The 22,830-nt window shown below is 71.9% G+C and carries 23 protein-coding genes; 5 read left to right on the top strand and 18 right to left on the bottom strand.

Going from position 1 to position 22,830, the window contains the following annotated elements; translation table 11 throughout:
• Positions 1-50: 50 nt before the first annotated feature.
• Together ACTMTF_RS00600 and ACTMTF_RS00595 are read right to left on the bottom strand one after the other, a co-directional pair.
• Entirely contained in the window at positions 51-1,613 is a 1,563-nt protein-coding gene (locus ACTMTF_RS00600; protein ID WP_397001395.1) for a serine/threonine protein kinase, read from the bottom strand.
• A complete protein-coding gene (locus ACTMTF_RS00595) occupies positions 1,613-3,109 on the bottom strand; it encodes a zinc ribbon domain-containing protein (protein ID WP_441108723.1) in 1,497 nt (498 codons plus the stop codon). Before ACTMTF_RS00595 ends, ACTMTF_RS00600 begins: the two co-directional genes overlap by 1 nt.
• Before the next feature lie 105 nt (positions 3,110-3,214).
• On the opposite strand from ACTMTF_RS00595, the gene ACTMTF_RS00590 reads away from it, so the two are divergent.
• Entirely contained in the window at positions 3,215-5,428 is a 2,214-nt protein-coding gene (locus ACTMTF_RS00590; protein ID WP_441108722.1) for a hydantoinase/oxoprolinase family protein, read from the top strand.
• The gene (locus ACTMTF_RS00585; RefSeq protein ID WP_441108721.1) at positions 5,425-7,287 is read left to right on the top strand and encodes a hydantoinase B/oxoprolinase family protein; all 1,863 of its coding nucleotides are present in this window, start codon (positions 5,425-5,427) and stop codon (positions 7,285-7,287) included. The genes ACTMTF_RS00590 and ACTMTF_RS00585 overlap by 4 nt, the downstream gene beginning before the upstream one ends.
• Here the strand turns inward: ACTMTF_RS00585 and ACTMTF_RS00580 are convergent.
• From ACTMTF_RS00580 to ACTMTF_RS00555, 6 genes are all read right to left on the bottom strand, one after another.
• A complete protein-coding gene (locus tag ACTMTF_RS00580) occupies positions 7,251-7,820 on the bottom strand; it encodes a Uma2 family endonuclease (protein ID WP_441108720.1) in 570 nt (189 codons plus the stop codon). The genes ACTMTF_RS00585 and ACTMTF_RS00580 overlap by 37 nt on opposite strands.
• A gap of 63 nt (positions 7,821-7,883) precedes the next feature.
• Positions 7,884-8,534, bottom strand: coding sequence for an adenosylcobinamide amidohydrolase (locus ACTMTF_RS00575; protein ID WP_441108719.1), 651 nt, complete (start codon positions 8,532-8,534; stop codon positions 7,884-7,886).
• Entirely contained in the window at positions 8,531-9,304 is a 774-nt protein-coding gene (locus tag ACTMTF_RS00570; protein ID WP_441108718.1) for an ABC transporter ATP-binding protein, read from the bottom strand. The genes ACTMTF_RS00575 and ACTMTF_RS00570 overlap by 4 nt, the downstream gene beginning before the upstream one ends.
• Positions 9,301-10,341: a FecCD family ABC transporter permease gene (locus ACTMTF_RS00565; protein ID WP_441108717.1), complete on the bottom strand. Its 1,041-nt coding sequence runs from the start codon at positions 10,339-10,341 to the stop codon at positions 9,301-9,303. The genes ACTMTF_RS00570 and ACTMTF_RS00565 overlap by 4 nt, the downstream gene beginning before the upstream one ends.
• Positions 10,341-11,303 (bottom strand): ABC transporter substrate-binding protein, encoded by a 963-nt coding sequence (locus ACTMTF_RS00560; protein ID WP_441108716.1) that lies wholly within the window; start codon positions 11,301-11,303, stop codon positions 10,341-10,343. Before ACTMTF_RS00560 ends, ACTMTF_RS00565 begins: the two co-directional genes overlap by 1 nt.
• A gap of 199 nt (positions 11,304-11,502) precedes the next feature.
• Positions 11,503-12,366 carry a Gfo/Idh/MocA family protein gene (locus ACTMTF_RS00555; protein ID WP_441108715.1) on the bottom strand — a complete coding sequence of 288 codons (864 nt, stop codon included), beginning with the start codon at positions 12,364-12,366 and terminating at the stop codon, positions 11,503-11,505.
• 186 nt (positions 12,367-12,552) lie between these two features.
• Between ACTMTF_RS00555 and ACTMTF_RS00550 the strand changes: the two genes are divergently transcribed.
• Positions 12,553-13,824, top strand: coding sequence for a hypothetical protein (locus ACTMTF_RS00550; RefSeq protein ID WP_441108714.1), 1,272 nt, complete (start codon positions 12,553-12,555; stop codon positions 13,822-13,824).
• A 35-nt stretch (positions 13,825-13,859) separates the two neighbouring features.
• Here the strand turns inward: ACTMTF_RS00550 and ACTMTF_RS00545 are convergent, their stop codons facing one another.
• From ACTMTF_RS00545 to ACTMTF_RS00535, 3 genes are read right to left on the bottom strand one after another with little or no spacing between them, the layout of a single operon-like run.
• Positions 13,860-15,050 (bottom strand): cytochrome P450, encoded by a 1,191-nt coding sequence (locus tag ACTMTF_RS00545; protein WP_441108713.1) that lies wholly within the window; start codon positions 15,048-15,050, stop codon positions 13,860-13,862.
• The gene (locus tag ACTMTF_RS00540; RefSeq protein ID WP_441108712.1) at positions 15,047-16,003 is read right to left on the bottom strand and encodes a phosphotriesterase family protein; all 957 of its coding nucleotides are present in this window, start codon (positions 16,001-16,003) and stop codon (positions 15,047-15,049) included. The genes ACTMTF_RS00545 and ACTMTF_RS00540 overlap by 4 nt, the downstream gene beginning before the upstream one ends.
• Positions 15,988-16,755, bottom strand: coding sequence for a phytanoyl-CoA dioxygenase family protein (locus ACTMTF_RS00535; protein ID WP_441108711.1), 768 nt, complete (start codon positions 16,753-16,755; stop codon positions 15,988-15,990). The genes ACTMTF_RS00540 and ACTMTF_RS00535 overlap by 16 nt, the downstream gene beginning before the upstream one ends.
• Positions 16,756-16,838: 83 nt before the next feature.
• Here ACTMTF_RS00535 and ACTMTF_RS00530 point away from each other — a divergent pair, with 83 nt between their 5' ends.
• Positions 16,839-17,750, top strand: a complete 912-nt coding sequence (locus tag ACTMTF_RS00530; RefSeq protein ID WP_441108710.1) for a TIGR03621 family F420-dependent LLM class oxidoreductase — start codon at positions 16,839-16,841, stop codon at positions 17,748-17,750.
• An 8-nt stretch (positions 17,751-17,758) separates the two neighbouring features.
• Here the strand turns inward: ACTMTF_RS00530 and ACTMTF_RS00525 are convergent, their stop codons facing one another.
• Positions 17,759-18,727: a zinc-binding dehydrogenase gene (locus tag ACTMTF_RS00525; RefSeq protein ID WP_441108709.1), complete on the bottom strand. Its 969-nt coding sequence runs from the start codon at positions 18,725-18,727 to the stop codon at positions 17,759-17,761.
• Between the two features lie 57 nt (positions 18,728-18,784).
• Between ACTMTF_RS00525 and ACTMTF_RS00520 the strand changes: the two genes are divergently transcribed.
• On the top strand, positions 18,785-19,375 hold the full coding sequence (locus ACTMTF_RS00520; RefSeq protein WP_397001425.1) for a histidine phosphatase family protein: 591 nt from the start codon (positions 18,785-18,787) through the stop codon (positions 19,373-19,375).
• Here ACTMTF_RS00520 and ACTMTF_RS00515 read toward each other — a convergent pair.
• The 6 genes from ACTMTF_RS00515 to ACTMTF_RS00490 all read right to left on the bottom strand — a co-directional run bounded on the left by ACTMTF_RS00515 (position 19,362) and on the right by ACTMTF_RS00490 (position 22,754).
• Complete coding sequence (locus tag ACTMTF_RS00515) at positions 19,362-19,631, bottom strand: sigma factor (protein WP_441108708.1); 270 nt, start codon at positions 19,629-19,631, stop codon at positions 19,362-19,364. The genes ACTMTF_RS00520 and ACTMTF_RS00515 overlap by 14 nt on opposite strands.
• Positions 19,632-19,641: 10 nt before the next feature.
• Positions 19,642-20,523, bottom strand: coding sequence for a maleylpyruvate isomerase family mycothiol-dependent enzyme (locus ACTMTF_RS00510; RefSeq protein ID WP_441108707.1), 882 nt, complete (start codon positions 20,521-20,523; stop codon positions 19,642-19,644).
• 22 nt (positions 20,524-20,545) lie between these two features.
• A complete protein-coding gene (locus tag ACTMTF_RS00505) occupies positions 20,546-21,304 on the bottom strand; it encodes a hypothetical protein (RefSeq protein ID WP_441108706.1) in 759 nt (252 codons plus the stop codon).
• A 46-nt stretch (positions 21,305-21,350) separates the two neighbouring features.
• The gene (locus ACTMTF_RS00500; protein ID WP_397001432.1) at positions 21,351-21,608 is read right to left on the bottom strand and encodes a hypothetical protein; all 258 of its coding nucleotides are present in this window, start codon (positions 21,606-21,608) and stop codon (positions 21,351-21,353) included.
• 87 nt (positions 21,609-21,695) lie between these two features.
• Positions 21,696-21,932 (bottom strand): DUF397 domain-containing protein, encoded by a 237-nt coding sequence (locus ACTMTF_RS00495; RefSeq protein ID WP_397001434.1) that lies wholly within the window; start codon positions 21,930-21,932, stop codon positions 21,696-21,698.
• Positions 21,933-22,754 (bottom strand): helix-turn-helix domain-containing protein, encoded by an 822-nt coding sequence (locus ACTMTF_RS00490; protein ID WP_397001562.1) that lies wholly within the window; start codon positions 22,752-22,754, stop codon positions 21,933-21,935. It abuts the gene before it with no gap.
• Positions 22,755-22,830: the final 76 nt, after the last annotated feature.

The raw sequence follows: 22,830 nt of genomic DNA, 5'->3' as shown, positions 1-22,830 counted from the left end.
TGAACAGCCTGGTCAAGCCGCATCCAAGTCAGTTACAAGCCGTCCGCCGCTCAGGACACGAGCACGCTCTGCCGCACGCGGACCTGGTTGCTGTCGTCGCAGCGGTTCTGGGCGCAGAAGTACAGCACCAGGATCGGCTTGGGCTCGTGATCGATGACGTAGCCGACGAAGCCGAGCCCGTTGCCGGTGTTGCGGTCGCGCAGCGAGCCGTCGTAGCGGGTGGCCTCGCTGTTGCCCGCGCGGTCGGGGACGGGCGCGGTCACCTCGATCTCGCCCGGCAGCAGGCCCTCCAGCATGGCCTTCATCTGCTCGCGGCCGGCGCCCGCGTCGAGCGTGTCGGAGACCTGAACGTACACGCCGACCGCCTCCTCCGGGTCGCCGGTGATGATCGGGTTGACCCGCGACCAGTTGGCGCTCGCGCCGGAGACGAACATCGCCTCGAACTCCGCGGCGCGCGGCGAGGCCAGCGAGAACAGGTCGGCGTGCGTGCGCGCGGTCCAGGAGGCCGGATACTCGAACGTCACCGGGGCGGCGGTGGTGTCTTGGTAGCGGACCCAGGCGTCACCCCGCTGGTTGATGATGATCATGACGACCAGCGCCAGCGCCGCGAGGGCCGCGGTCAGCGTGGCCGCCACGATCGGCAGCCTGCCCGGCCTGGCCGCCGCGGTGCGCTGCCGTACCTTGGCCAGTTGCACGGGCAGCGAGGACGGGCCGGTCGACGGCGCGGCCCCCGGCGCGGTGATCGGGCCCGCCGGGACGGGCGCCGACGCCGCGACGCCGCTGATCGCGTCCCGCAGCGCGGCGACGAACTCCGCGCACGACCCGTAACGCTGCTCGGGCGCCTTGCCCAGCGCCCGCATCATCACCCCGTCGACCTCCGGCGGCAGCTCCGCCCGCAGCTGCGACAGCGGCGTCGGCTGCTCGGCCAGGTGCGCCCAGAGCAGCGCGATGTCGTTGTCACGCTGGAACGGCAGCCGCCCCGACAGCGCCTCGTAGACCACGCAGGCCAGGGCGTACTGGTCGGCCCGGCCGTCGATGTGCTCCTTGTTGATCTGCTCGGGGGACATGTACCGCGGCGTGCCGATGAACTGGTCGGTCTGCGTCAGCCCGGAGATCGACGTGCGGTGCTTGGTGATGCCGAAGTCGGTGAGGTAGACGTGGTCGCCCGCGAGCAGGATGTTGGCCGGCTTCACGTCGCGGTGGATCAGGTCGTGCGCGTGCGCCGCGTCCAGGGCGGCGGCCACCTGGGCGAAGATCCGGTTGGCCTGCCCGAGCGGCAGCGGCCCCCGGTCGTAGATCAGCCGGCGCAGGTCGAGGCCGTCGACATAGCGCATGGCGATGTAGAGCACACCGTCGTCGTCGGCGTTGGCCTCGTAGATGGGGATGATGTTGGGGTGCTCGATGCTGGCGACGGTCCTGGACTCCAGGATGAACCGCTGCCTGAATCGGTCGTCGACGCTCAGCACCGGGTTGAGGATCTTCAGTGCCACGCGGCGGCTCAGCCGAGGGTCCAGCGCCAGGTAGACGACGGCCATGCCGCCCTTGCCGACGATGTCCTCGATGTAGTAGCCGGCCACCTCCTGGCCGATGAGTCCTCGCTCGTTCAATTGCATCACGTCTCGCTGGGGTGACCGCAGTAGCCGCAGAACCGGTGCCCGTGCCCCAGCCTCATGCCGCAGGCCGTACAGTACTTGATCGACGGCTCCTGCGCGGTCAGCACCTGCTTCTGCTGCGGAACCGCCCCGAACGCCACCGACCTGCGCACCACGACCGTCTGGCTGGACCCCTCGTCGAGAGGCTCCGCGGTGATCGCGGGCGGTGTCGGTGGAGATGGCGCTGATGGTGGTGACGGCGGCTCGGGCGGGTCGGCCGGCGAGCGGCGCCGCCACAGCACGAACGCGCCGGTCCCGGCGGCGACGAACAGCACCGCGGCCGCCACGATGAACGGCCACAGCGGCGTGGACTCGGCGACCGGCACGGCCGCCTGCTTGGTGCCCTCGTCCTCCGGGCCGCCCCGCTTGGCCAGCGAGACCTTCAGCAGCTCGGCGGCCACCGTGTTGCCGGGATAGAGCTCCAGGACGCGCTGGAAGCCCGGCGCCGCCTCGGTGTAGTACTTGGTGTGGTAGCGGGTCAGCGCGCCCTCGAAGGCCGAGTCGATCGCCCCTCTGCGCGGCGCGATCCCCGCCTTGGTCAGCATCGAGGTGATCTCCCGTACGCCGATCATCCTGGCGCTCTTGCCGCCGCCGACGAGCATGCCGATGACGTGCCCGTCCTTGTCGCCGATGACCGGCGCGCCGGCCATGCCCCGATCGGCCAGGCCGCCGAGCTTGACGGGCTCGTCGATCTTGCTCTCCGGGTCCGCGAACGGCCTGCCCTTGTCGCCCGCGCCGCCGCCCTTGCCCAGGTGGGCGATCTCGACGGTGCTGCGCACGCTCGGGCCCGGCCTGCCGAGGAAGCCGGCGACGCTGGTGGGCGAGCCCACCAGGTCGGGCACCTTGTCGGCGAGCGGGGCGGTGGGCATGCCGACGCTGCCGACTGCCCGGCCGGAGGGCATCAGCACGGCGGGGGCATCGGGGCCGGACCCGGCTCTGACCAGCTCCGCCTTGAAGCCGTCGGAGTCGGCCGGGGACACGTTCGGGAAGATCGTGATGTCGGTCGTCACGTCGATGATGCAGGTGGCGGTGGACTTCTTCGGCGGGTAGCACTCTTCGAGGTGGTGGTCGAGCCGCGGGTCCTTGAGCGAGTGGCGCTTGGCGTCCTGCGGGATCTTGACCTTGTGGTGCGCGGCGAAGATCCGGTTGGCCGCCAGCACGGCCACGTCCTCGTCGTCGGTCTTGACGACGCGGGTGAGCGTGACGATCGCGCCCTCGGGGTTGACCACGGTGCCGGTGCCCTGGCCGAGAGGGATGTCGTAGGAACGCTCCACATGCTTGAGCTCACCCAGGTGGTCGAGCAGCGTGATCTCGACGTGCGAGACGGCCTCCACCCGGACCACCGCGGGGGTCACCAGATCGGTGATCCCGCTGGGATGCTCGTGTGCCGTCGAGGGCATGGCCAGCAGGACGGTCATCACCGCGACACCGCCTGCCAGGGCTGTGAGACGCGCCATCCACCGCTCCCTGAAGAATAGTTATGACCAGCGTCCCAAGCACCTGCCGTAAGTCAAGTCATCGCCATGTAGACAAGCGCTTGCTTGTGTGCTTTCCTTGCGCAGATGGGTTACGCGATCGGCGTCGACGTCGGCGGGACCTTCACCGACGTGGTCCTGCGCGCCCCCACCGGCACGCTGACGGCCGCCAAATGTTTGAGCACCCACGACGACCCCATCGCGGGGATCGCCTCCGGCGTTACGCGGGTGCTCGGCGGCGTGGACCCGGCCCAGGTCAGCAGGGTCGTCCACGCGACCACCCTGGCCACCAACGCGGTGCTCGAACGCCGGGGCCCACGGGTGGCCTTCGTGACCACCCAGGGCTTCCGCTCGGTCATCCCGCTCGGCCGCTACGCCCGGGTCGAGGAGGACCGCTACGACCTGCGTTTCACCCCGCCACCCCCGCCGGTGGCCGCCGCCGACTGCTTCGAGGTGGTCGAGCGCGTCTCCGCGCGCGGCACCGTGCTCACGCCCCTGGACCTCGGCTCCGTACGGCGCGTCGCCGCGCGGATCACCGCGCGCGGCATCACCTCCGCCGCAGTCTGCCTGCTGCACTCCTACGCCTGCCCGGCGCACGAGCGGCAGGTCGCCGCCATCCTGCGCGAGTCGGTCCCGAACGTGGTGATCTCATCGGAGATCTGGCCCGAGATCCGCGAGTACGAACGCGCCACCACCACCATCATGTCCGCCTATGTCGGGCCGCTCATGGCCTCGTACCTCTCCCGCCTGACCGCCCGCCTGGCCGAGCTCGGCATCGGCGCGCCGATCCACGTCATGGACTCCAGCGGCGGCGTGATCTCCGCCGAACTGGCGGCCCGGCGGGCGGTGGCGACCATCGAGTCGGGCCCCGCGGCCGGCGTCCTGGCGGCGGCGCGCACCGGGGCGGGCCCCATGGTCAGCAGGGTCGTCTCCTTCGACATGGGCGGCACCACGGCCAAGGTCTGCGTGGTCCGCGACGGCCGCCCGGAGATCACCCGCGAGTTCCGCGTGGGCGGCAAGGGCAGCTTCGGCGGCCGCCGGGCCGGGACCGGGGTGCCCATCAAGACGCCCGCCATCGATCTGGCAGAGATCGGCGCGGGCGGCGGCAGCATCGCCTGGCTGGACGCCGCCGGCGCGCTCCGCGTCGGCCCCCGCTCGGCCGGCTCCTCCCCCGGCCCCGCCTGCTACGCGCTCGGCGGCAGCGAACCCACCGTGACGGACGCGAACCTGGTGCTCGGCTACCTCTCCTCGGCCACCATCCCGCTGTCACCGTCCCTCGCCGCGCGGGCCGTCGACCGCCTGGCGGGCCCGCTGGGAGTCACCAGGGCCGAGGCGGCACACGCCGTCCACGAGATCGTCAGCGCCTCGATGGCCTCGGCCGTCCACGTGGTGACCGTGCAGCGGGGCATCGACCCGCGCGGCTTCGCCCTGGTCGCCTTCGGCGGCGCCGGCCCCATGCACGCGGCCCGCGTCGCCGAGCGCTTCGGCATCTCGCGGGTGCTCGTCCCCGCCCACTCCGGTGTCGCCTCCGCCGCCGGTCTCCTCACCGGCGCCCTGTCCACCGAACGCGTCATCTCCCGCCTCGACGCCGAGGACCCCGACGCGCTCTTCTCCACGCTGGCCCACACCGCCGCCGCCGACCTCGGCCTCTCCCTGACGACCCCCGGCCTGGAGATCACCCGCTCAGCCGACGTCCGCTTCCGGGGCCAGTCCCACGACCTGACGATCCCCTGGAGCCCAGCCCGAGAGGAGCTGGCATCCCGCTTCTTCACGAAATACACCCAGGTGTACGGCATAGCCCAACAGTCCGCCATAGAAGTAGTCGCCTACCGCCTCCGCCTAACCCTCCCCCCACCGCCCCAACCCCCTCACCCCAACCCACACCACTCCAACTCCCCCACCCAGACCCCGGAGCCACGCCACTCCAACTCCCCCACCCAGACCCCGGAGCCACGCCACATCAGCACCCCCACGGCCGACAGCGGCCGCTTGGGCAGCACCACACCCCCTCCCAGCGCCGGTACGGCGAGAAGTAGTACGGCGGAGACCGGCGCAACCCGTACGGCCGAACCCGACCCCACCCCAACGGCCGAGGAACCATCGACGGCCGTCCCCACCCGTCCCGCGTACTTCGGCGGCGCATACGTAGAGGTTCCCGTGCACACCAGAGACACCCTGGACAGGCTGCACGGCCCAGCGGTCATCGAAGACCCCGGGTCCACGATCGTCGTCCCGCCAGGCTGGACCGCGCACCTCGACGAAGCGCGCGCCGTACACCTGATCCGGGAGCCCGGCGCATGAGCGACGCCCTGACCGCCGAGGTGCTCAGGAACGCCCTGGTCGTCGCCGCCGAAGAGGCCGGCATCGTCGTGGTGCGTTCCGCGTACTCGACCTTCATCGTCGAGGGCTCCGACGCCTCGGCCGCCATCCTGGACGCCGACGGCCGCCTGATCGCCCACTCCATGGCCACCACGCTGATGAACAGCATGGCCCTGAAGGTCGCCCTTCCGGAGCTCGTCAAGGACATCCCGCTCGCGACGATGCGCCCCGGCGACGTGTTCGTGCTCAACGACGCCTACCGGGGCGGCGTCCACACCAACGACCTGCTGGTCTACCGCCCGGTCTGCACATCAGGCGTACCCGCCTACTTCACCGCCACCATGATCCACGTCTCGGACCTGGGCGGCCTGTCCGCGGGCGGCATGGCTCCCCTGGCCACGGACATCTACCTGGAGGGCCTGCAACTCCCTCCCGTCCGCCTGGCCACCGCCGACGGCCTGGAGCCCACGGTGGAGGCCATCCTGCGGGCGAACAGCCGCACCCCCGACAAGGTGATGGGCGACGTACGCGCCCTCGTCGCGGGCACCGCCGTCGCCGCCACCCGTATCGACGCCCTGATCCGGGAGTACGGCGAGACGGGATTGCGGGCCGGGATAGACGCCTACCTCGACTACACCGAGACCAGAACCCGAGCCGCCCTGTCCACCCTCCCCCCAGGCCGTTACCAGGCGTCCTACCCCATAGACGACGACGGCATGAACCCCGACACCCCCCACCACATCCGCGTGACGATCACCCTCGACCATCCTCAGCCCAACGCACGGACCGTCGACCCCGGCAACGAGACCCCCCACGCACGCCAGCAGAACCAACCGGACAACGCCCAGCAAGCCGGCACCCGGCGTAGTGGGGCGCCGGCGGGCGGTGAGGCCGGGCCGGGCGATGGCACCCCGGTGATCGATGGGGCGTCGGTGGTGGTGGACTTCGCGGGGACGGACCCGCAGGTGCCGGCGGCGATCAACGCGTCGGCGTCGCAGTCGCTGGCGGCGGCCGTGTTCGCGGTGCGGTGCTTCCTGGACCCGACGATCCCGATGAACGACGGCTGCCTGCGCGCGATCGACGTGCGACTGCCGCCCGGCTCGCTGCTCGACGCCCGCTCGCCCTATCCCTGTGGCGGCCGTTTCGTCCCCATCTACGCCGCCATGGAGGCCATCTTCCAGGCGCTGTCCGACGCGGTGCCCGAGCGGGCCATCGCGGCGAGCGGGATCCTGCAGCCGTTCTCGATCGCCTCCGTGGACGCGCCGTACTGGATCCATCTCTCGTACGACTTCGGCGGCGTCGGGGCGCGGCCGGGGCTGGACGGGCCGGACGCGACGGGCGTGCACTTCGGTGTGGGCCGCAACTCGGTGCCGCAGGTGGAGCCGGTGGAGGGCCGCTGCCCGCTGGTGGTCGAGTCGATCGAGACGATCCCGGACTCGGGCGGCGCGGGGCGGCACCGTGGCGGGCTGGGTTCGCGCACCGTCTACCGGTTCCTGGCCGACTGCCATGTGACGACCCGGGGCGACCGCCTGCGCCTGGCCCCGCCGGGGCGCGACGGCGGGCAGCCCGGCAGACTGGGCGGCTTCTTCAAGCGCCGGCCGGACGGCTCGATCGAGCGCCTGGCGTCAAAGGTGAACAACGTCCGGTTCGCCGCCGGCGAGGCGTTCATCGTGGAGACGACGGGCGGCGGCGGCGTCGGCCCACCCCGCGAGCGGGATCCCGCGCTGCTCGAAGCCGACCTGGAGGCGGGCCACGTCACCCCTCAAGGCGCGGCCGAGGACTACGCTCCAGCCGCGCCGCCCGCTCAGACCAGATCGCCGGGGTCGAAGGTGACCGGATAGGGCATCGCCATGGTGGCAACGCTCCCAGCCTTGAAGGGGGTAGGCGTCCCGTAGGAATCGCCGTCGAGTTCGTAGACGTAGACGGTCGGACCTTCATCGAGCTCGATCCGCCAATAGGCGGAGATGCCCACAGCGGCATAGGCCTCGCTCTTGAACGCCCTGTCACGGATCTTGGTGCTCGGGCTGACGACTTCCACGGCGAGGAGGATGTCCTCGGGCGTGAACATGAGCGACGCGGCCTCGGTCGCGGTCTCCGGCACCACCACGAGGTCGGGGATGTAGTAATCCTTGTCACCCGCCCTGAGGTTCACCGTCGACAGCGGTTCAAGACCAGGGGGTGCCGCATCGTCCAGAATCCGCTGGAGACGAAAGATGACGCGCTGATGCAGCGGGGTCGGGGCAGGGCTCACCAGTAGGCTCCCGTTGAAGAGCTCATATCGGTTCCCGTCGTCGGGAAACTTGAGCAGGTCATCGACAGTGAACGGAGGCACGCCCGGCAGAACCGTGCGTGCGGTCGTCGGTTCGGTCGCCATCGTGGTCACCCACCCGGTATCGGGAATCAAGCCCTTACGCACATGCTACTTACCCGAAGTCGACTACTTTCCGTCCCAAGGCCGCCACGCTTCGGCGCCGCGTCGTACGGACGAGTGGACCGCGCGCGCCAGCCGCGCCCCCCACTCCGAGCGCGGCCCGCAGAACAGCTCCGGCGGCCCGGCGGCGGGGACGGCCAGGCAGAGGGCGTCGGAGGCGGTGCCGGTGCACGGGAAGCCCGCTTCCAGGAGCGCCTGCGACTTGGCCTCGGTCATCGTCATCACGGCGTTGACCAGGGCGGCGTCCGTCATCGCGACCGGCAGCACGGCGACGATGTTGATCGTGCCCACCCGTGGGGCGCCCAGCATGGGAGCGAGCTCGGGGTCGGCGGCGCCTTCGGGGGCGGCGGCCCAGGTGGGGACGCGTAAGCCGACCGTGGCGACGACTTCGGCGCCGCCGTCCTGCGAGCGGACGTTGCGGTCGACGGAGGCGGCGGTCATCATGCCGACGCCGTCGCCGCCGGGGCCCAGCTCGGCCAGGTGCTCGACCGGGTCCATGCGGGAGTAGCCGGCGATGACCTGGGCGTTGAGTATCCACTCGCGGGGGCCGATGCCGCCGCCGAGCATGGCCGAGGAGATCATCCGCCAGCCGGGCCCGAACTCCCAGAGCAGCGCGCCGAGCTCGACGCCGTCCTCGGTCCTCGTGGTGAGTTTCACGGTCCTCCTCTGACGAGGTGCACGACGGGCCGCCCGCCGGGGCCCGGCTCGATCATGACACGGGCGTCGAAGTGGTCGCTGACGAGCGGCACGGTGAGCACCTCGGCGGGTTCGCCGAAGGCGATGGCGCGGCCTTCGGCCAGCAGGAGGAGGTGGTCGGCGTACTGGCCGGCGACGGTCAGGTCGTGCAGCGTGGTGACGACGGTGAGCTCGTCGGCGAGCCTGAGCCGGTCGACGAGTTCGAGCACCTGCTGCTGGTGGCCGAGGTCGAGGGCGGTGGTGGGCTCGTCGAGCAGCAGCACGGGGGCCTGCTGGGCGAGCGCTCGGGCCAGCACGACGCGCTGCCGCTCGCCGCCGGACAGCTCGCCGACCCTTCGGGCGGCGAACGCGGTCAGGTGGAGCCGGTCCAGCACGGACTCGGTGACGTTCCGGTCGGTGCGGCTCTCCCTGCCGAGATAGGGGATGTACGGGGTGCGGCCGAGCAGGGCGTAGTCGAAGACGGTCATGTCGGGTGGCAGCGCGGGCGTCTGGGGTGCGTAGGCGACCAGCCGGGCCCGTTCCCTGGGTTTGAGGGTGCCGGACGGCCTGCCGTCGAGGGTCACCTCGCCGCGGTGAGCGAGCAGGCCCATGACGGCCTTGAGCAGGGTGGACTTACCCGCGCCGTTCGGGCCGATGACCGCCAGCCACGCGCCGCGCCGTACTTCCAGGTCGACGTCGGTGAGCACCTCTCGCTCGCCGAGCCGTACCGACAGGCCCTTGACGGCGATCATGTGGCGGCCCGCCGGGTCATGCGCAGGACGACCACGAAGAACGGCGCGCCGACGAACATGGTGACGACGCCGATGGGCAGCTCGGCGGGGGCGATCACGGTGCGGGCGGCGAGGTCGGCGAGCACCAGGAAGGCGGCGCCGCCGATCAGCGACAGGGGCAGCACGCTGCGGTAGGAGCCGCCCGCGAGCCGCCGTACGACGTGCGGGACGACGATCCCGACGAAGCCGATGAGCCCGCTGACCGCCACGGCCGCCGCGGTGGCCAGGGAGGCGGCCAGCAGGACGACGAAGCGCACCCGGGACGCCCGCAGGCCGAGGCTGGTCGCCTCCTCCTCGCCCACCGACAGCACGTCCAGCATCCGGCCGTGCAGGAGCAGCAGCACGGCCGAGACCGCGGCGTACGGCAGCACCAGCCAGAACTGGTCCCATCCGCCGCCGACGTCGCCGAGGATCCACGAGTAGATGCGCTGCAGCTCCTCGACCTTGAACTGCTGGATGAACGTCTGGATCGCGGTGAGGAAGGAGGTGACGGCCACCCCGGCGAGCACCAGCGTGGCGGTGCCGCCGGAACGGCCGGCGGTGTTGCCGAGCGCGTAGGCGAGGAACACGCCGCCGACGGCTCCGGCGAAGGCCGCCGCCGGGATGTAGGCGGCGAGCGCCGGCAGCAGCACGATGGCCACGGTCGCCATCAGCCCGGCTCCGGCGGCGGCCCCGAGCAGGTACGGGTCGGCGAGCGGGTTTCTGAACACGCCCTGATAGCCGGCCCCCGCCATGGCCAGCAGGCCGCCGACCACGGCCGCGACGAGCACCCTGGGCAGGCGCAGCTCGTACAGCAGGCCCTGCTCGATGGGCGCCAGCCCGGAGTCGACGGTCAGGAACGGCAGCCAGTCCGCCGCCTGGAGGATCACCTGCCACGGTGAGATGTCGGCCGCGCCGCCCAGCAGGCCCGCGACCATGGACGCGGCCAGGACCACCAGCGCGCCGGCCAGCCAGAGTGGCCGGGCGCGTGATGGGGTGACCTCGGCGGTCAGCGCCACTAGCGTGCGGCCGCCTTCGTGACCGCCTCGCCGATGGTCCGGGCGAGGTCGACGACGCGGGGCCCCCAGCGGGAGGCGACGTCGTCGTCCAGCTCGACCACCTGGTCGTTCTTGATCGCGGACAGGTTCTGCCAGCCCGGCCGCTTGGCCAGGGCGGCCTTGTTCTGCTCGCAGCACTTCACGTCGGCCAGGAAGATCAGGTCGGGGTCGGCCTGGGCGACGAACTCGGCCGACAGCTTGGGGTAGCCGCCTGCCGCGTCGGGGGCCTTGTCGGCGATGTTGATCACGCCGAACAGGCCGTAGAGCTGCCCGATGAAGGTCTTGGAGGTGGCGGCGTACGGCGTCTGGTCGAGTTCGTGGTAGTAGGTGAGGTTCTTGGCCTTGGGCGCCTCGGCGGCCAGCTTGTCCAGGGAGGTCCTCATGCCGGTCACGACCTCGTCGGCCTTGGCCTCGTTGCCGGTGGCGGCGCCCAGGTCGGCGATCTCGTCGTAGGCCTCGTCGAGCCCGGTGGCGGCGGGTTCCCACAGGACGGGGACGTTCACCTTGCCCAGTTCGGTGATGATCTGGTCGATGTCGTCGGAGACCACGACCAGGTCGGGCTTGTGGGCGATGATGGCCTCGACGTTCGGCTTGAAGCCAGACAGGTCGGTCTTGGGCGCCTCGGCCGGGTAGTTGGAGCGGTCGTCGACCGCGATCACCTGGGGGCCGGCGCCGATGGCGAACAGCGTCTCGGTGTGGGTGGCGGAGAGCGAGATGATCCGCTCCGGCCGCTTGGGGATGGTGATCTTGCCGTTGGCGGCCTCGACCGTGACGGGGAAGGCGGTGCCGGTGGCTGTGCCGGTGGCGGACGGGGAGGTGACGGGGCTGGCGGCGGGGGTGGCTGTTGTGCTGGGCTGACCGCATCCGGCCAGCACCAGCGTTCCCAGCAGCGCGCCTGCGAAGACCGTGCGTACGGGCCTCACGAGATGTCCTTTCACACTGTCGGAACCGAGAGACCCGCGAAGAGCGACGGATCACCCTTTTCCACGAGGGTTGATGACGTCACGCAGAGGCAGGCGACCTGGCTATGACAGTTGCGGGACAGCGCCGGACTCACACCGGACTTCGCTGCAGCACTGCGCGTCGGACAAACGCTATCAATGCTCCAGATGGCACCTTGAGTCAAGGGGTGCGCAGTTGCTTCTCCGCCTCGGCGATGATGTGCTGCAGCCTGAGCCCGTGGGCGGCGTCGAGCGGATGCCCGCCGCCCTGCCGGACGGTGTGCGCGAACTCCTCGGCGACCTTCGCCAACGGGTCGTCGTCGCCGCCCCGCTGCAGGACGGCGCTGCCCTTGGCGCCGTAGACCGCGACGCTGGTGGGGGGCATCTCGCCGACGCCGGCCTGGCACAGCGACGCCTCGCTGACCGCGCCGCCCTCGTGCTCCAGCAGCAGCCCGGCCCAGCGCAGCGGGTGCCCGTGCGCGCGCACCCCGGTCACCGGGCCGAGCGCGGCGTCGAGCAGGTCGATCATGTGCGGGCCCACGTCCAGCAGCGCGCCGCGCTCCAGCCGCCACGGGGTGGCGAAGGGATGGTCGCCCATCAGGGAGGCGGAGATGTTGGCGGCGTGCCCGCCGAATGGCTCGATCTCGGCGCACCGGGCCAGGAACTCCCTGGTACGGGCGGCGTACCTCAGGGTGAGGACCATCTGGGTCGGCACGCCCGTCTCGGCCACCGCGTCCGCCAGCCGCCGCGCGGCCTCCAGCGAGTCGGCGAGGGGCTTCTCCAGCAGCAGCGCCTTGCCGGCCCGTGCGGCGCGCTCGCCCAGCTCGGCCTGTACGGCGGGCGGCACGCAGAAGGCGACGGCCTCGCAGGCGTCGAACAGCTCCTCGACCCGGTCGAACACGGGCGCGCCGAGCCGGGCCGCCGCCTCGGGCCGCCGGGCCCAGACTCCGGCGAGCCGGGTGTGCGGGCTCTGGGTCAGCATCGGCACGTGCGCCATCTCGGCCCACGGCCCCGCCCCGATCAACCCGACGGCCACCGGCTCCATGCACATCCCCCAGATCGCTGTTCGTACGACCTTCTCACGAGATCAACCCACTCGCCAGGTACGTACGGGGCGGGCGGACCAACCCCTCGCCCGGGACCGTACCGGCCGTGCGGGAGCTTGTCCGGGATCGCATTGCTGGCTTTTGCTTGTTTGCCAGGGCTCGTACGGGCGTGCAGGATGCCGTAAATGATCTCCCCCAGTCCCCGGCGCCGACTCCTGCTCTTCCTGGCCGGCGGTGTCGGCCTGCAGGTCGGCGCCTTCGCCGAGGGAAACCTGCTCTGGATAGGCGTGATGGGCCCGATGGGGTTCGGCTACGCCCAGGTCGGCCTGGCGCACCTGGCCGTGATGCTGCTGACGCTGCTCTTCACCCTCCCCCTCGGCGTGCTGGTGGACCGGGTCCGGCGCGGGACGGCACTGGCCGTGACCGGAGGGCTGGCGGCGGGCCTGCTCGGCTCCCTCGCGCTCGCCGCCTGGCTGGAGGCGGTCACCTGGCCGCACCTCCTGCTGGTGACACTGGCCGTGGTGATGGTGCGCGGCACGGGCCATCTCGCCCAGGAGGCCTACCTGCCGGCGGTCGTCGAGCGGGACCGGCTGGTCCCGGTCAACGCCATGATGCTGATCGCAGGAAGTGCGAGCTCCTTCGGCGTCGGCTTCCTCCTCAGCGGCTCTCCCGGAGCGACCGCGGCCGCCGTAGGCGTCGCGGCCCTGGGGGTCGCCGGCTCCGCGTGGCTGTTCGGCGTCATCCGCGCTCCCGAGGAGCCCGCGCCGCCCAGAACGGGGGTATGGCGGGAGGCCGTGGAGGGGGTGCGGTTCACGCTGACCCATCCGGTGCTGCGGGCGATCGTCGTGTACCTGTTCGGGCTGACCGCGATGCAGGAGTCCATCGAGGAGTTCGCCGTCACTCCGCTTCTGCCGGAGAGTGGAGATGTCGCACGGCCGGGAGCCGTCCTGTCATGGTTGATCTACGTGGCGACACCCATCGGGGCCGTCCTCGCCATACTGCTGTACCGGCGGGTCGGGACGTTTCGGCTGGCATGGGCCGCTGTCCTGGTGAGTCAGCCGTTCTCGCTGCTCGTGCTGGCCGGGATGGACTGGGGTCCGATCTGGTACACCCTCGGCCGGCTGGTGCCCTGGGCAGGGGCGGCGGTGGCCGCGGTGACCCTGCTCAGCCACCGCCAGGCGATCACGCCGAGGCGGTTGCTGGGCCGGTCCGGCGCGACGCTGATCATCGCACTGGTAGTGGCGGAGGTCGCCGGGTCATTTCTGGAAGTGCTCGCGGAGTTCCTGATAGGGCGGCAGGGGCCGGGTGACGCGGGCGGCTGGCCGGTCGTGGTGCTGGCCACGGCGGGGGTGCTCGCGTGCGCCGTGCCGATGTTCCGGTTGCGCCGGTTGAGCCACCCGGCCGAGGCCGGGCCCCCTTCCGACGCGGGAGCCTCTGCGGACGCAGGAGCCCCTTGACGAACGCGGGAGCCCCTTGACGGACGCGGGAGCCCTCACCACTCCACGGGCAGCGTCGTCAGTCCCCGGCCCACGAGCGACCTGCGGTACGTGATCGGGCCGGGGACCAGGCGCAGGCCGGGCAGGCGGCGGCCGAGCGTGTCGAGGGCGGTGCGGAGCTGCAGGCGGCCGAGCGCGGCGCCGACGCAGAAGTGGATGCCGTGGCCGAAGACGAGGTGCGCGTCGGCGTTGGGCCGGTCGATCAGGAAGCGGTCGGGGTCGGGGAAGACGGTCTCGTCGTGGGCGGCCGAGTCGGTGGACAGCAGCACGAGCGCCCCCGCCGGGATCACCACCCCGTGCATGGGGATGTCCGTCACCGCGTAGCGGAAGGAGCCGAGCGAGGCGCCGTCGACGCGCATGCACTCCTCGGCCGCGTTCGGGATCAGCTCGGGCGGCACCGGCCAGCGGTCCTCCCGCAACAGCCGCAGGACGGTGTTGCCGAGCTGGTTGGGCACGGTGTCGTTGCCGCCGAGCAGGATGGTGGAGATCAGCTCCACCACCTCCCGGTGGCTCAGCTCGTCGCCGATCAGCGAGGTCATCAGTGAGGTGAAGTCGTCGCGCGGCTCCTTCGCCCTGGCGGCGACCAGCCGGTCCACGTAATCCAGATAGGTCAGGAAACTGTCGGCCAGTTCGAGCTGCCTGTCCGGCGGCTGAGGCGACAGGAAGAGCTGGAACCAGTCCTTGACGTGGGCCTGCACGAAGTCCTCGTCCGGCTCCGGCACCCCGATGAACCGGGCGGTCAGCTTGATTGACGGCTCGTGCCCGAGGTCGGTCACGAAGTCGGCGCTCCCCCGCGGCTCGACCCGGTCGATCAGGTCCTCGTTGAGCCGCCTGAAGCTCCGCTCCAGCGCGGCCACGGCGCGCGGCGTGAACGCCCGCGACACCGACCGCCGCAGCCGGGTGTGGTCGGGCGGGTCGACGTTGGCCACGAAGCTCGACAGGAACGACCCGTGCTCGCCCAGCCTGTCCCGCGTCCGCCGGGTTAGGCTGCGCGAGATGGTCAGCGACCCCCGGGAGGAGAGCCGCCGGGGATCGCCGTAGGCCGCCCGCACGTCGGCGTACCTGGTGAGCACGTACGCGCCGAGGTGCTCGCTGCGGAACACCGGCCGCTCGCGGCGCAGCCTCGCCAGGAAGTCGTACGGCGCGGCGACGTGCCAGTCGGAGCTGACGTCGAAGTCCTCGATCATCCGAAGATCCTCCGCGGGTTGTCGACGAGCATCTGATGGATCTGGTCCTCGGTGACGCCGCGCCCGCGCAGCGCGGGCAGCACGTCGCGGGAGATGTGCAGCAGGTGGTAGTTCGGGTGCCGCCGCCGCACCACGTCCTCGTCGAAGCGGTCGTTGAAGCAGTAGGAGTCGTGCCCGAGCACCAGCCGGCCGGCGTGCCCCCGCGCGCACAGGGCCGCCACGATCGCCACCCGGTCCTCGAACGGGCTGATCGTGTCGATGCCGAAGCGGTCCATGCCCAGGTAGGAGCCGCCCGCGATGAGCTCCTCCAGGTACGCCAGGTCCGTAGAGTCCCCGGCGTGCCCGATCACCACCCGGCCGAGGTCGACGCCGAGGGAGGCGAGCAGCCGCTGCTGTTCCAGGCCGCCCCGGGAGGCGCTGTGGGAGTGCGTGCTGATGGGCGCGCCGGTCTCCAGGTGCGCCTCGGCGACGGCCCGGAACACCCGTGCGCAGCCCGCGGTCATGCCGAGGTGGTCGGAGGCGCACTTGAGGATGGCCGCCTTGACGCCGGTGCCGCCGATGCCCTCGGTGAGGTCCCGTACGAAGAACTCGCTGAGCCTGTCGGGCCCGCCGAACAGCGTGCCGGGGCCGCGGTTGGCGAAGTACGGCGGCAGCGCGTCGTAGGTGTAGAGCCCGGTGGCGGCCACGATGTTCACCCCGGTCCGCTCCGCCACCCGGCGCACGGCCGGGACGTAACGGCCGAGCCCGACCACGGTCAGGTCCACGATCGTGTCGACGCCCGCGGCCCGCAGCGCCTCCAGTTTGGCCGCCGCCTGCCCGGCTCGTACCTCCAGGTCCCATCCTTCCGGGATGTCCGGCCAGTTCCACAGGATCTCCGGGCTGAGGCCGAAGACGTGCTCGTGCATGAGCGTGGCCCCCAGCTCGGCGACCGGCCCCATCACGGTCTCGGGCACGGGAACCTCGGATGCTCGAACGGCTCGTTCACGACCAGCCCCAGCCCGTCGGTCTGCTGGTACGGCGCACCGGTGTAGCGGGCGTCGGCGTCGAAGTAGGTGACGGTGAACGACAGCCTGGGGCGGTCGCGGCGGTTGGCGGGCGCGCCGTGCACGGTCAGGGCGTGGTGCGCGGTCGCGTCGCCCGCCCTGAGGTCGAGCGGCGGCGACAGCTCCAGCTCCTTGAGCCAGGGGTGGCGGCTGAGCTGGTCGTCGCCCGGCCGGGTGAAGCTGCGGCCGAGCAGCCCGTGGCGGTGGGAGCCGCTGTAGAAGCGCAGGGATCCCATGTCGGCGGGCACGTCGGCCAGGGCCAGCCAGACGGTCAGCATGGCCGAGCGGTCCATCGGCATCCACGGGAAGTCCTGGTGGAACTGGGTGGCGCCGTGCTCGCCCGGCTCCTTGACCAGCAGGTTCGTCACCTGGACGCGCACCGCGCGGACGCCGCGGAGCATCCCGGCGGCGTTGCGGCCCATGGCGGGGTTCAGGGCCAGCGCGCCGAACAGCTCGTCGGCGGCGGCGATGTCCCGCGACTGCCCGAACGCCTGGTCGACGAGCGTCCTGCGCTGCCGGTCCCGGCTCGCGAGCCGCCCGGCGGCCCGCTCGCGGAGCCGGTCCGCCGTCTCCGGGGTGACCAGTCGCGGCAGCCGTACCCAGCCGTGCTCGTCGAAGAAGCTCACCTCGTCGTCGCTCGCACGGCGCACCGGGACGTCCATGCCGCCCAGTCTCCCACTAGAAGCAAGCGCTTGGTAAGGGCCTACGATGCTTGGGACGTGCTCGTGCGGTCGGGGAGGTTCTGATGCGGCGGTTCAGGTTCGGGGCTGTGGTGCGGGAGGCCGGGTCGGGCAGGGAGTGGGCGGACAAGGCCCGGCGCGTCGAGGGGGCCGGGTTCGACGTGCTGCTGGCGCCCGATCATCTGGTCGGCGACCGGTTCGCGCCGGTGGCGGCGCTGACCGCGGCCGCCTGCGCGACCACCCGGCTGCGGGTGGGCACGCTGGTGCTGGCCAACGACTTCCGCCATCCGGCCGTGCTGGCCAAGGAGCTGGCCACGCTGGACGTGATCTCCGAAGGACGGCTGGAGATCGGGCTCGGCACGGGCTGGATGGCCGCCGACTACGAGGCGGCCGGGCTGGAGCTGCGGCCGCCGGGGGTCCGGGTGGACCGGCTGGCGGAGGCCGTCGCCGTGCTCAAGGGCCTGTGGAGCGGGGAGGAGTTCGGCTTCGAGGGCGCCCACTACACGCTGCGGGGGATGCGGCTGCGGCCCCGGCCCGTGCAACGCCCGCATCCCCGGCTGCTGCTCGGCGCGGGCGGGCCGAGGATGATGCGGCTGGCGGCCGGGCAGGCCGACTCGGTGAACCTGGCCATGCGGGTGCGGGCCGACGGCCGCGGCCCCGACCCGCGCGACGGCGGCGCCGGGGCCTTCCTGGCCAAGCTCCAGGCCGTACGGAAGGCCGCCGGCGACCGGTACGACCGTCTGGAGCTCGGCACGAGCGTCGTCGAGGTGGGCGAGCGCGGACCGGCGCAGGCCTGGAGCGCCGCCGATCGGCAGAGCCTGGAGGGGACGCCCCAGGTGCTACCCGGGACGCGCCGCGACATCGTGGACCGGCTCCGATACTGGCGCGACGAGCACGACGTCTCCTACTTCGTGGTCCACCAGGAACGCGACCTCGACGCCTTCGTCCCGATCGTGGAAGAGCTCGCCGGCTCGTGAGCGGCTCGCTACGGCGTGAGCACGACCTTGCCCATCGTGTTCCTGCTCTCCAGGGCGGCGTGGGCGGCGGCCGCGCCGGCCAGCGGGAAGGACTGGACGGCGGGCGTCAGGCGGCCGGCGGCCGCCGCCTCCACGGCTCGGGCGCGCAGGTCCGCCATGCCGCCCGGACGGCCCAGCAGATGCCCGATGCCGTCGTGTGCGGTCACCTCCCGCGCCGCCAGCTCCTCCTCGGCCGGATGGAACCACTCCCCCGCCGCCTGCCCGAAAACGACCTGGCGACCGCCCTTGCCGAGCAGCTCGAACGCCTCGCGCCCGAGCCGGCCGCCGACCCCGTCGAAGACCAGGCTCACCGCACCGGCCGCCTCCCGTACCCGGTCGGCCCAGCCGGGCTCGGTGTAGTCGATGGCCAGGTCCGCGCCCAGCCCGGCGACCCGCGCCGCCTTCGCGGGCCCGCCCGCGGCGCCCACCACGGTGGCGCCCACCTGCCGGGCGTGCTGCACGAGCAGCGTGCCGACGCCGCCCGCCGCGGCCATGGCGAGCACCACGTCGGCGGAGGTCACCGGCGCGAGCTCCAGCAGTCCCAGGGCGGTGGCGCCGGTGGTGACCATGGCCACGGCCGCGCCGTGCTCCAGCCCGTCCGGCAGCGGCGTCAGGCTCCGGGCGTCGGCGACGACCAGCGAGGCGTAGCCGCCCGAGGCCAGGCCGCCGGTCACCACCCGCCGTCCCACCAGGGCGGGATCCACGCCCGCGCCGGCGGACTCGACCACCCCGGCCACCTCGCCGCCGAGGATCACCGGCAGGGCGGGCGCCGGGTGCGGGCCGACGGGCACACCCCGGCGCAGGAGCGTCTCGATGAAGTGCAGCCCGGCGGCGCGCACGGCGATGCGGACCTGGCCGGGACCGGGCGACGGGTCGGGGACGGTCTCGAGGCGGAGGTTCCCGGCGGGACCGTATGAGTGCAGAAGGATGGCGTGCATGGCTTCACCTTGCTACCTCAAGCGGAGTCGAGGTCAAGCGTGCCTCATGATGGACGCATGGACGAGATGGTGCTGCTGAGGCATGGCGAGACCGAGTGGAGCAGGTCGGGCAGGCACACCGGCCTCACCGACGTGCCGCTGACCGAGCACGGGGAGGAGCAGGCGCGGGCGCTGGCGCCGTTGATCAAGGAGCGCCCGTTCGATCTGGTGCTGGTCTCCCCGGCCCAGCGCGCGAGCCGCACGGCGGACCTGGCGGGGCTGACCGGCTTCGAGGTGGACCCGGACCTGTGGGAGTGGGACTACGGCGGCTACGAAGGCATCACCACGCCCGAGATCAGGCAGACCCGGCCGGGGTGGTACCTGTGGCGTGACGGCGTGATCCGCGGCGACGCCGCCCATCCGGGCGAGAGCGCCGAGGAGGTGGGGGCGCGCGTCGACCGGGTGATCGCCAAGGCGAGGCAGGCGCCGGGACGGGTGGCGCTGGTGGCGCACGGCCACCTGCTGCGCGTGCTGACCGCTCGCTGGCTGGACCTGCCGCCGGAGGACGGCCGCTACTTCAAGCTCGACACGGGCACGTACTCACGCCTGGCCTTCGAGCACGGCGAGCCGGTGATCGCGACCTGGAACGCGCCGATCAACCGACTCTGACGCGCAGGGCGGCCTCGTGCAGCGCCCGGCCGGCCAGCCAGTCGCGCAGCGGGCCGAGGCGGGGATCGTAGGACAGCGGCTGCTCCCACAGGGTCACGAACACCTCCTGCGACGCCTCCTCGGCCAGCGCCTGGTCGCGGGTCACCCGGACCGCCACGCCGTAGACGGCGGCGCTGTGCGCGTCGTAGGCGGCGCGCAGGGCGTCGAGGTCGCCCGCGACCAGCCGCGCCGCCAGCTCCGCGTCGTCGTCCATCATGCACAGCCCATCAATCACAGCCCAGCGTGGCGGCGGCGCGGAGCAGCTCCCGGGCGAGGGCGGGATCCCCTTCAGCCGCGTACGGGAAGCAGCCCGGCTCCCACCGGCCGGCCAGCAGCCTGCAGAAGTCGGCCAGGTCCGCCGACACCACCGCCGTCACCCGCTCCGAGGCGGGCGAGAGCGGGACCGTCCACGTCCCGCCGCCGGGGCCGGTCAGCACGAACGTGGCGGACACGTCGCGGCGCGACTTCCTGATCATCCGGGGCAGCATGGCCAGCCCGAAGTCGGCGATCATCCGCAGGTGGCCGGGCGGCGGTGGCTGAGCCGGGCGGCCGAGCGCCTGCCGGACGTCCTCGGCATGCGTCCAGGTCTCGAACGTCCGCTGGATCAGCGCGTGCCGCAGCGGGCCGCGTACGGGCTTGGCGCCGGCCAGCTCCACCTCCGCGCCGAGCAGCGCGCCCGTGGTGGCCGAGACCCGCTGCAGGAGCGATCCCGCCTGCTCACGCCAGCGCGGGTAGACGGCATCGGGCTCCGGGGCGCGCACGCCGAGGAACCAGGCCACCGGCCCGTCGTTGGCCGCCAGGTGCTCGATCATGCGGCGCACGGTGCGGTGCCGGGTGACCGGTAAGGCCCACTGCCGTGTGGTCAGCTGGGCGAGCAGCTCGTCCAGGAGCGCGACCTGCTCGGCGTAGGGCACCGCCACCTCGGCCACGCCCGTCTCGGCGGGCGCCCGGCGGCGGCGGGCCTTGGCGAGCACGGCCGCACGCAGCCGCGGCGGTGCCACGGCTGCCGGGTCGGGGCCGTCGAGGAGGGTGACGGCCGCACTGCAGTCCGGGCAGGAGCCGACGTGGCCGTCGGCGCCGTGCCCGTTGGAGAGGTACGCGTCAGTCATGACTGCCTCCGCGACCATGACGCTAACCCGATGCGCGCTCCGGCGCCAGACGGCTGCCGGGGAAGGGCGCGAGAAGGGTCTCCCGCCAGGGGCCGTCGAGGAAGTCGCGGGCCCGCCTGCCCCAGGCGAGCAGACGGGGGTCGGCCTCGGCCTCGTCGTCCAGGCCGAGGGCCGCGTCCCTGGCCCGCTGGGTGGCCAGATGGTCGTCGAGGGAGACACCCCAGAGGGTGACGGCCTCGTTGTCGGTGAACAGCACCTCGTACAGGCCGACCAGCCGGTGCCCGTGCTCGGCCAGCAGCGGGGCACGTTCGGCGCGTACGGCCTCCAGGTAGTCCAGGGCGGCGCCGGGCCGTACCCTGGCGCTCTCGAACAGGTAGAACTCGGTGCGCGGCGCGCGCGACAGCGGCGGGCTGCCGGCCACGGCGCCGAGCGGCCGGGAGAAGGCCGAGTGGCGCAGGTCGTCGATGTCGGAGAGGAACAGGCGCGCGTCCACGCCGCGGTAGATGTCCATCATCTGCCGCCAGCCGCCGTCCCAGCCGCCGTGGCACTCCCAGAGAGTGACGACCTTGAACTGGGGGTGGCCGGTGATGCCGACGGCGTAGAAGGCGCCGGCCAGGTCGATGTCTCGGGATCGGACGGACATGCCGGAGGTGAGCTCGGGCGCGGTCCTGGTCTCGTCCTCGCGCTTGTAGCGGGTCAGCCAGGTCAGGTACTCCAGCGGGCGCCGCGAGTTCATGGGCCTGAAGTCGACCTCCTCCAGCAGGTGGATTCCGCGCCGCACCACGCCTCCTCGACCAAGCGGTTGCTCGGCCTGGAGCGTAACACGGTCAGGACGGAGCCTGGACGGGCTGCGGCCCCCGGCCGGTCAGCCACTCCAGGACACGGCGGTGCCCGTGGGTGGCGTCCTCGAAGTGCCCCCACTGCCAGTAACGCGGCTGATCCCGGATGCCGGTCACCCAGGTGCGGTAGGAGACCGAGCCGCCGGAGAGCGCCGGCGCGACGCCGTAGGTGCGGATCACGACCTTGCCGCCGGGTGCGAACAGCACGTCGTCGGCGATCGGATAAAGGGTCATCTGGTCGAGCATGACCCCATCCTCCAGGGACGGAGAGGCCTGCCCGTTACGCCCCCGGCGCGCCCTCGTTAAGCGGGCACGCCGGAGGTTAACAGCGCGTTACACCAGCAGAGCGTCGAACTCTCCGTCCTTCACCCCGAGCACCAGCGCCCGGATCTCGTCGCGGGTGTAGATCAGGGCAGGGCCGTCGGGGAAGCGGGAGTTGCGCACCGCGACCCCACCGTCGGGGAGCTCGGCGAGCTCGACGCAGTTGCCCTGCGAGTTGCTGTAGCGGCTCTTGCGCCAGGCCACCTGAGTGAGGTCGGCCGCAGGCATGCCGTTATAGGTCTGGTTCATCTACATCTTTCTGAGAAGGCCGCCGATGAGCTCGACGGTGCCCCCTGGCGTGGTGCTCTCCACGCACAACTGCTCCATCGCAGTGAGGTACGGGTCGATATCCTCACGTTTGTCCAGGTAAAGGGCACCCCAGAGCTGTTCGACGTAGACAACGTCCGACAGGTCGGACTCGGGAAACCGCAAGATGCTGAACGCGCCACCTTCAGCGGCGTGCATGCCGAACTTGAAGGGCATCACCTGAATGGTGACGTTGGGAAGGGCGGCGACTGCCAGCAAATGCTGGAGCTGCTCGGCCATGACCGACGTGCCGCCGATGGTCCGCTTGAGCGACGCCTCGTCGATGACGGCCCACAGGCGCGGACCGTCCTTCTGAGTGAAGCGCTCCTGCCGCTGCATGCGCAGATGCACGCGGCGCTCGATCTTCTCGGGAGACAGCTCGGGGTTGCCAAGCTGGTACACCGCCCGCGCGTACGCGGCGGTCTGCAGGAGGCCGGGCACGAACTGCACCTCATAGGTGCGGATCAAGCTCGCCGCCTCCTCCAGGCCCACATAGGTGGTGAACCAGGCCGGCAACTCTGCCGAGTATTTGTGCCACCACCCAGGGGTGTTGGCCTCGCGGACCATCTCCAGCAGGGCTCGGCGTTCGGCGTTGTCGTCGACGCCGTACAGGGTGAGCAGGTCCTCGACATCACGTGTCTTGAATCCGACACGACCGAGCTCCATCCGGCTGATCTTGGACTCGGAGGCACGGATGTGGAATCCAGCCTGGTCGCGGGTGAGCCCGCTGTCCTCACGCAGCCGCCGCAGGCTCGCACCGAGCATGATGCGCCGAACGGTCGAACCGGAACCGGGCGGATCGATGGACACGTGGTGCTCCTTGGTCGTTTCCTTGCCACAC

It is taken from the genome of Nonomuraea sp. ZG12 (assembly GCF_052068115.1).
In the GTDB taxonomy this organism is placed as follows: Bacteria; Actinomycetota; Actinomycetes; order Streptosporangiales; family Streptosporangiaceae; genus Nonomuraea.
The sequence above is the reverse complement of the archived record's forward strand: the minus strand, read 5'-3'. Positions and strand labels throughout refer to the sequence as shown.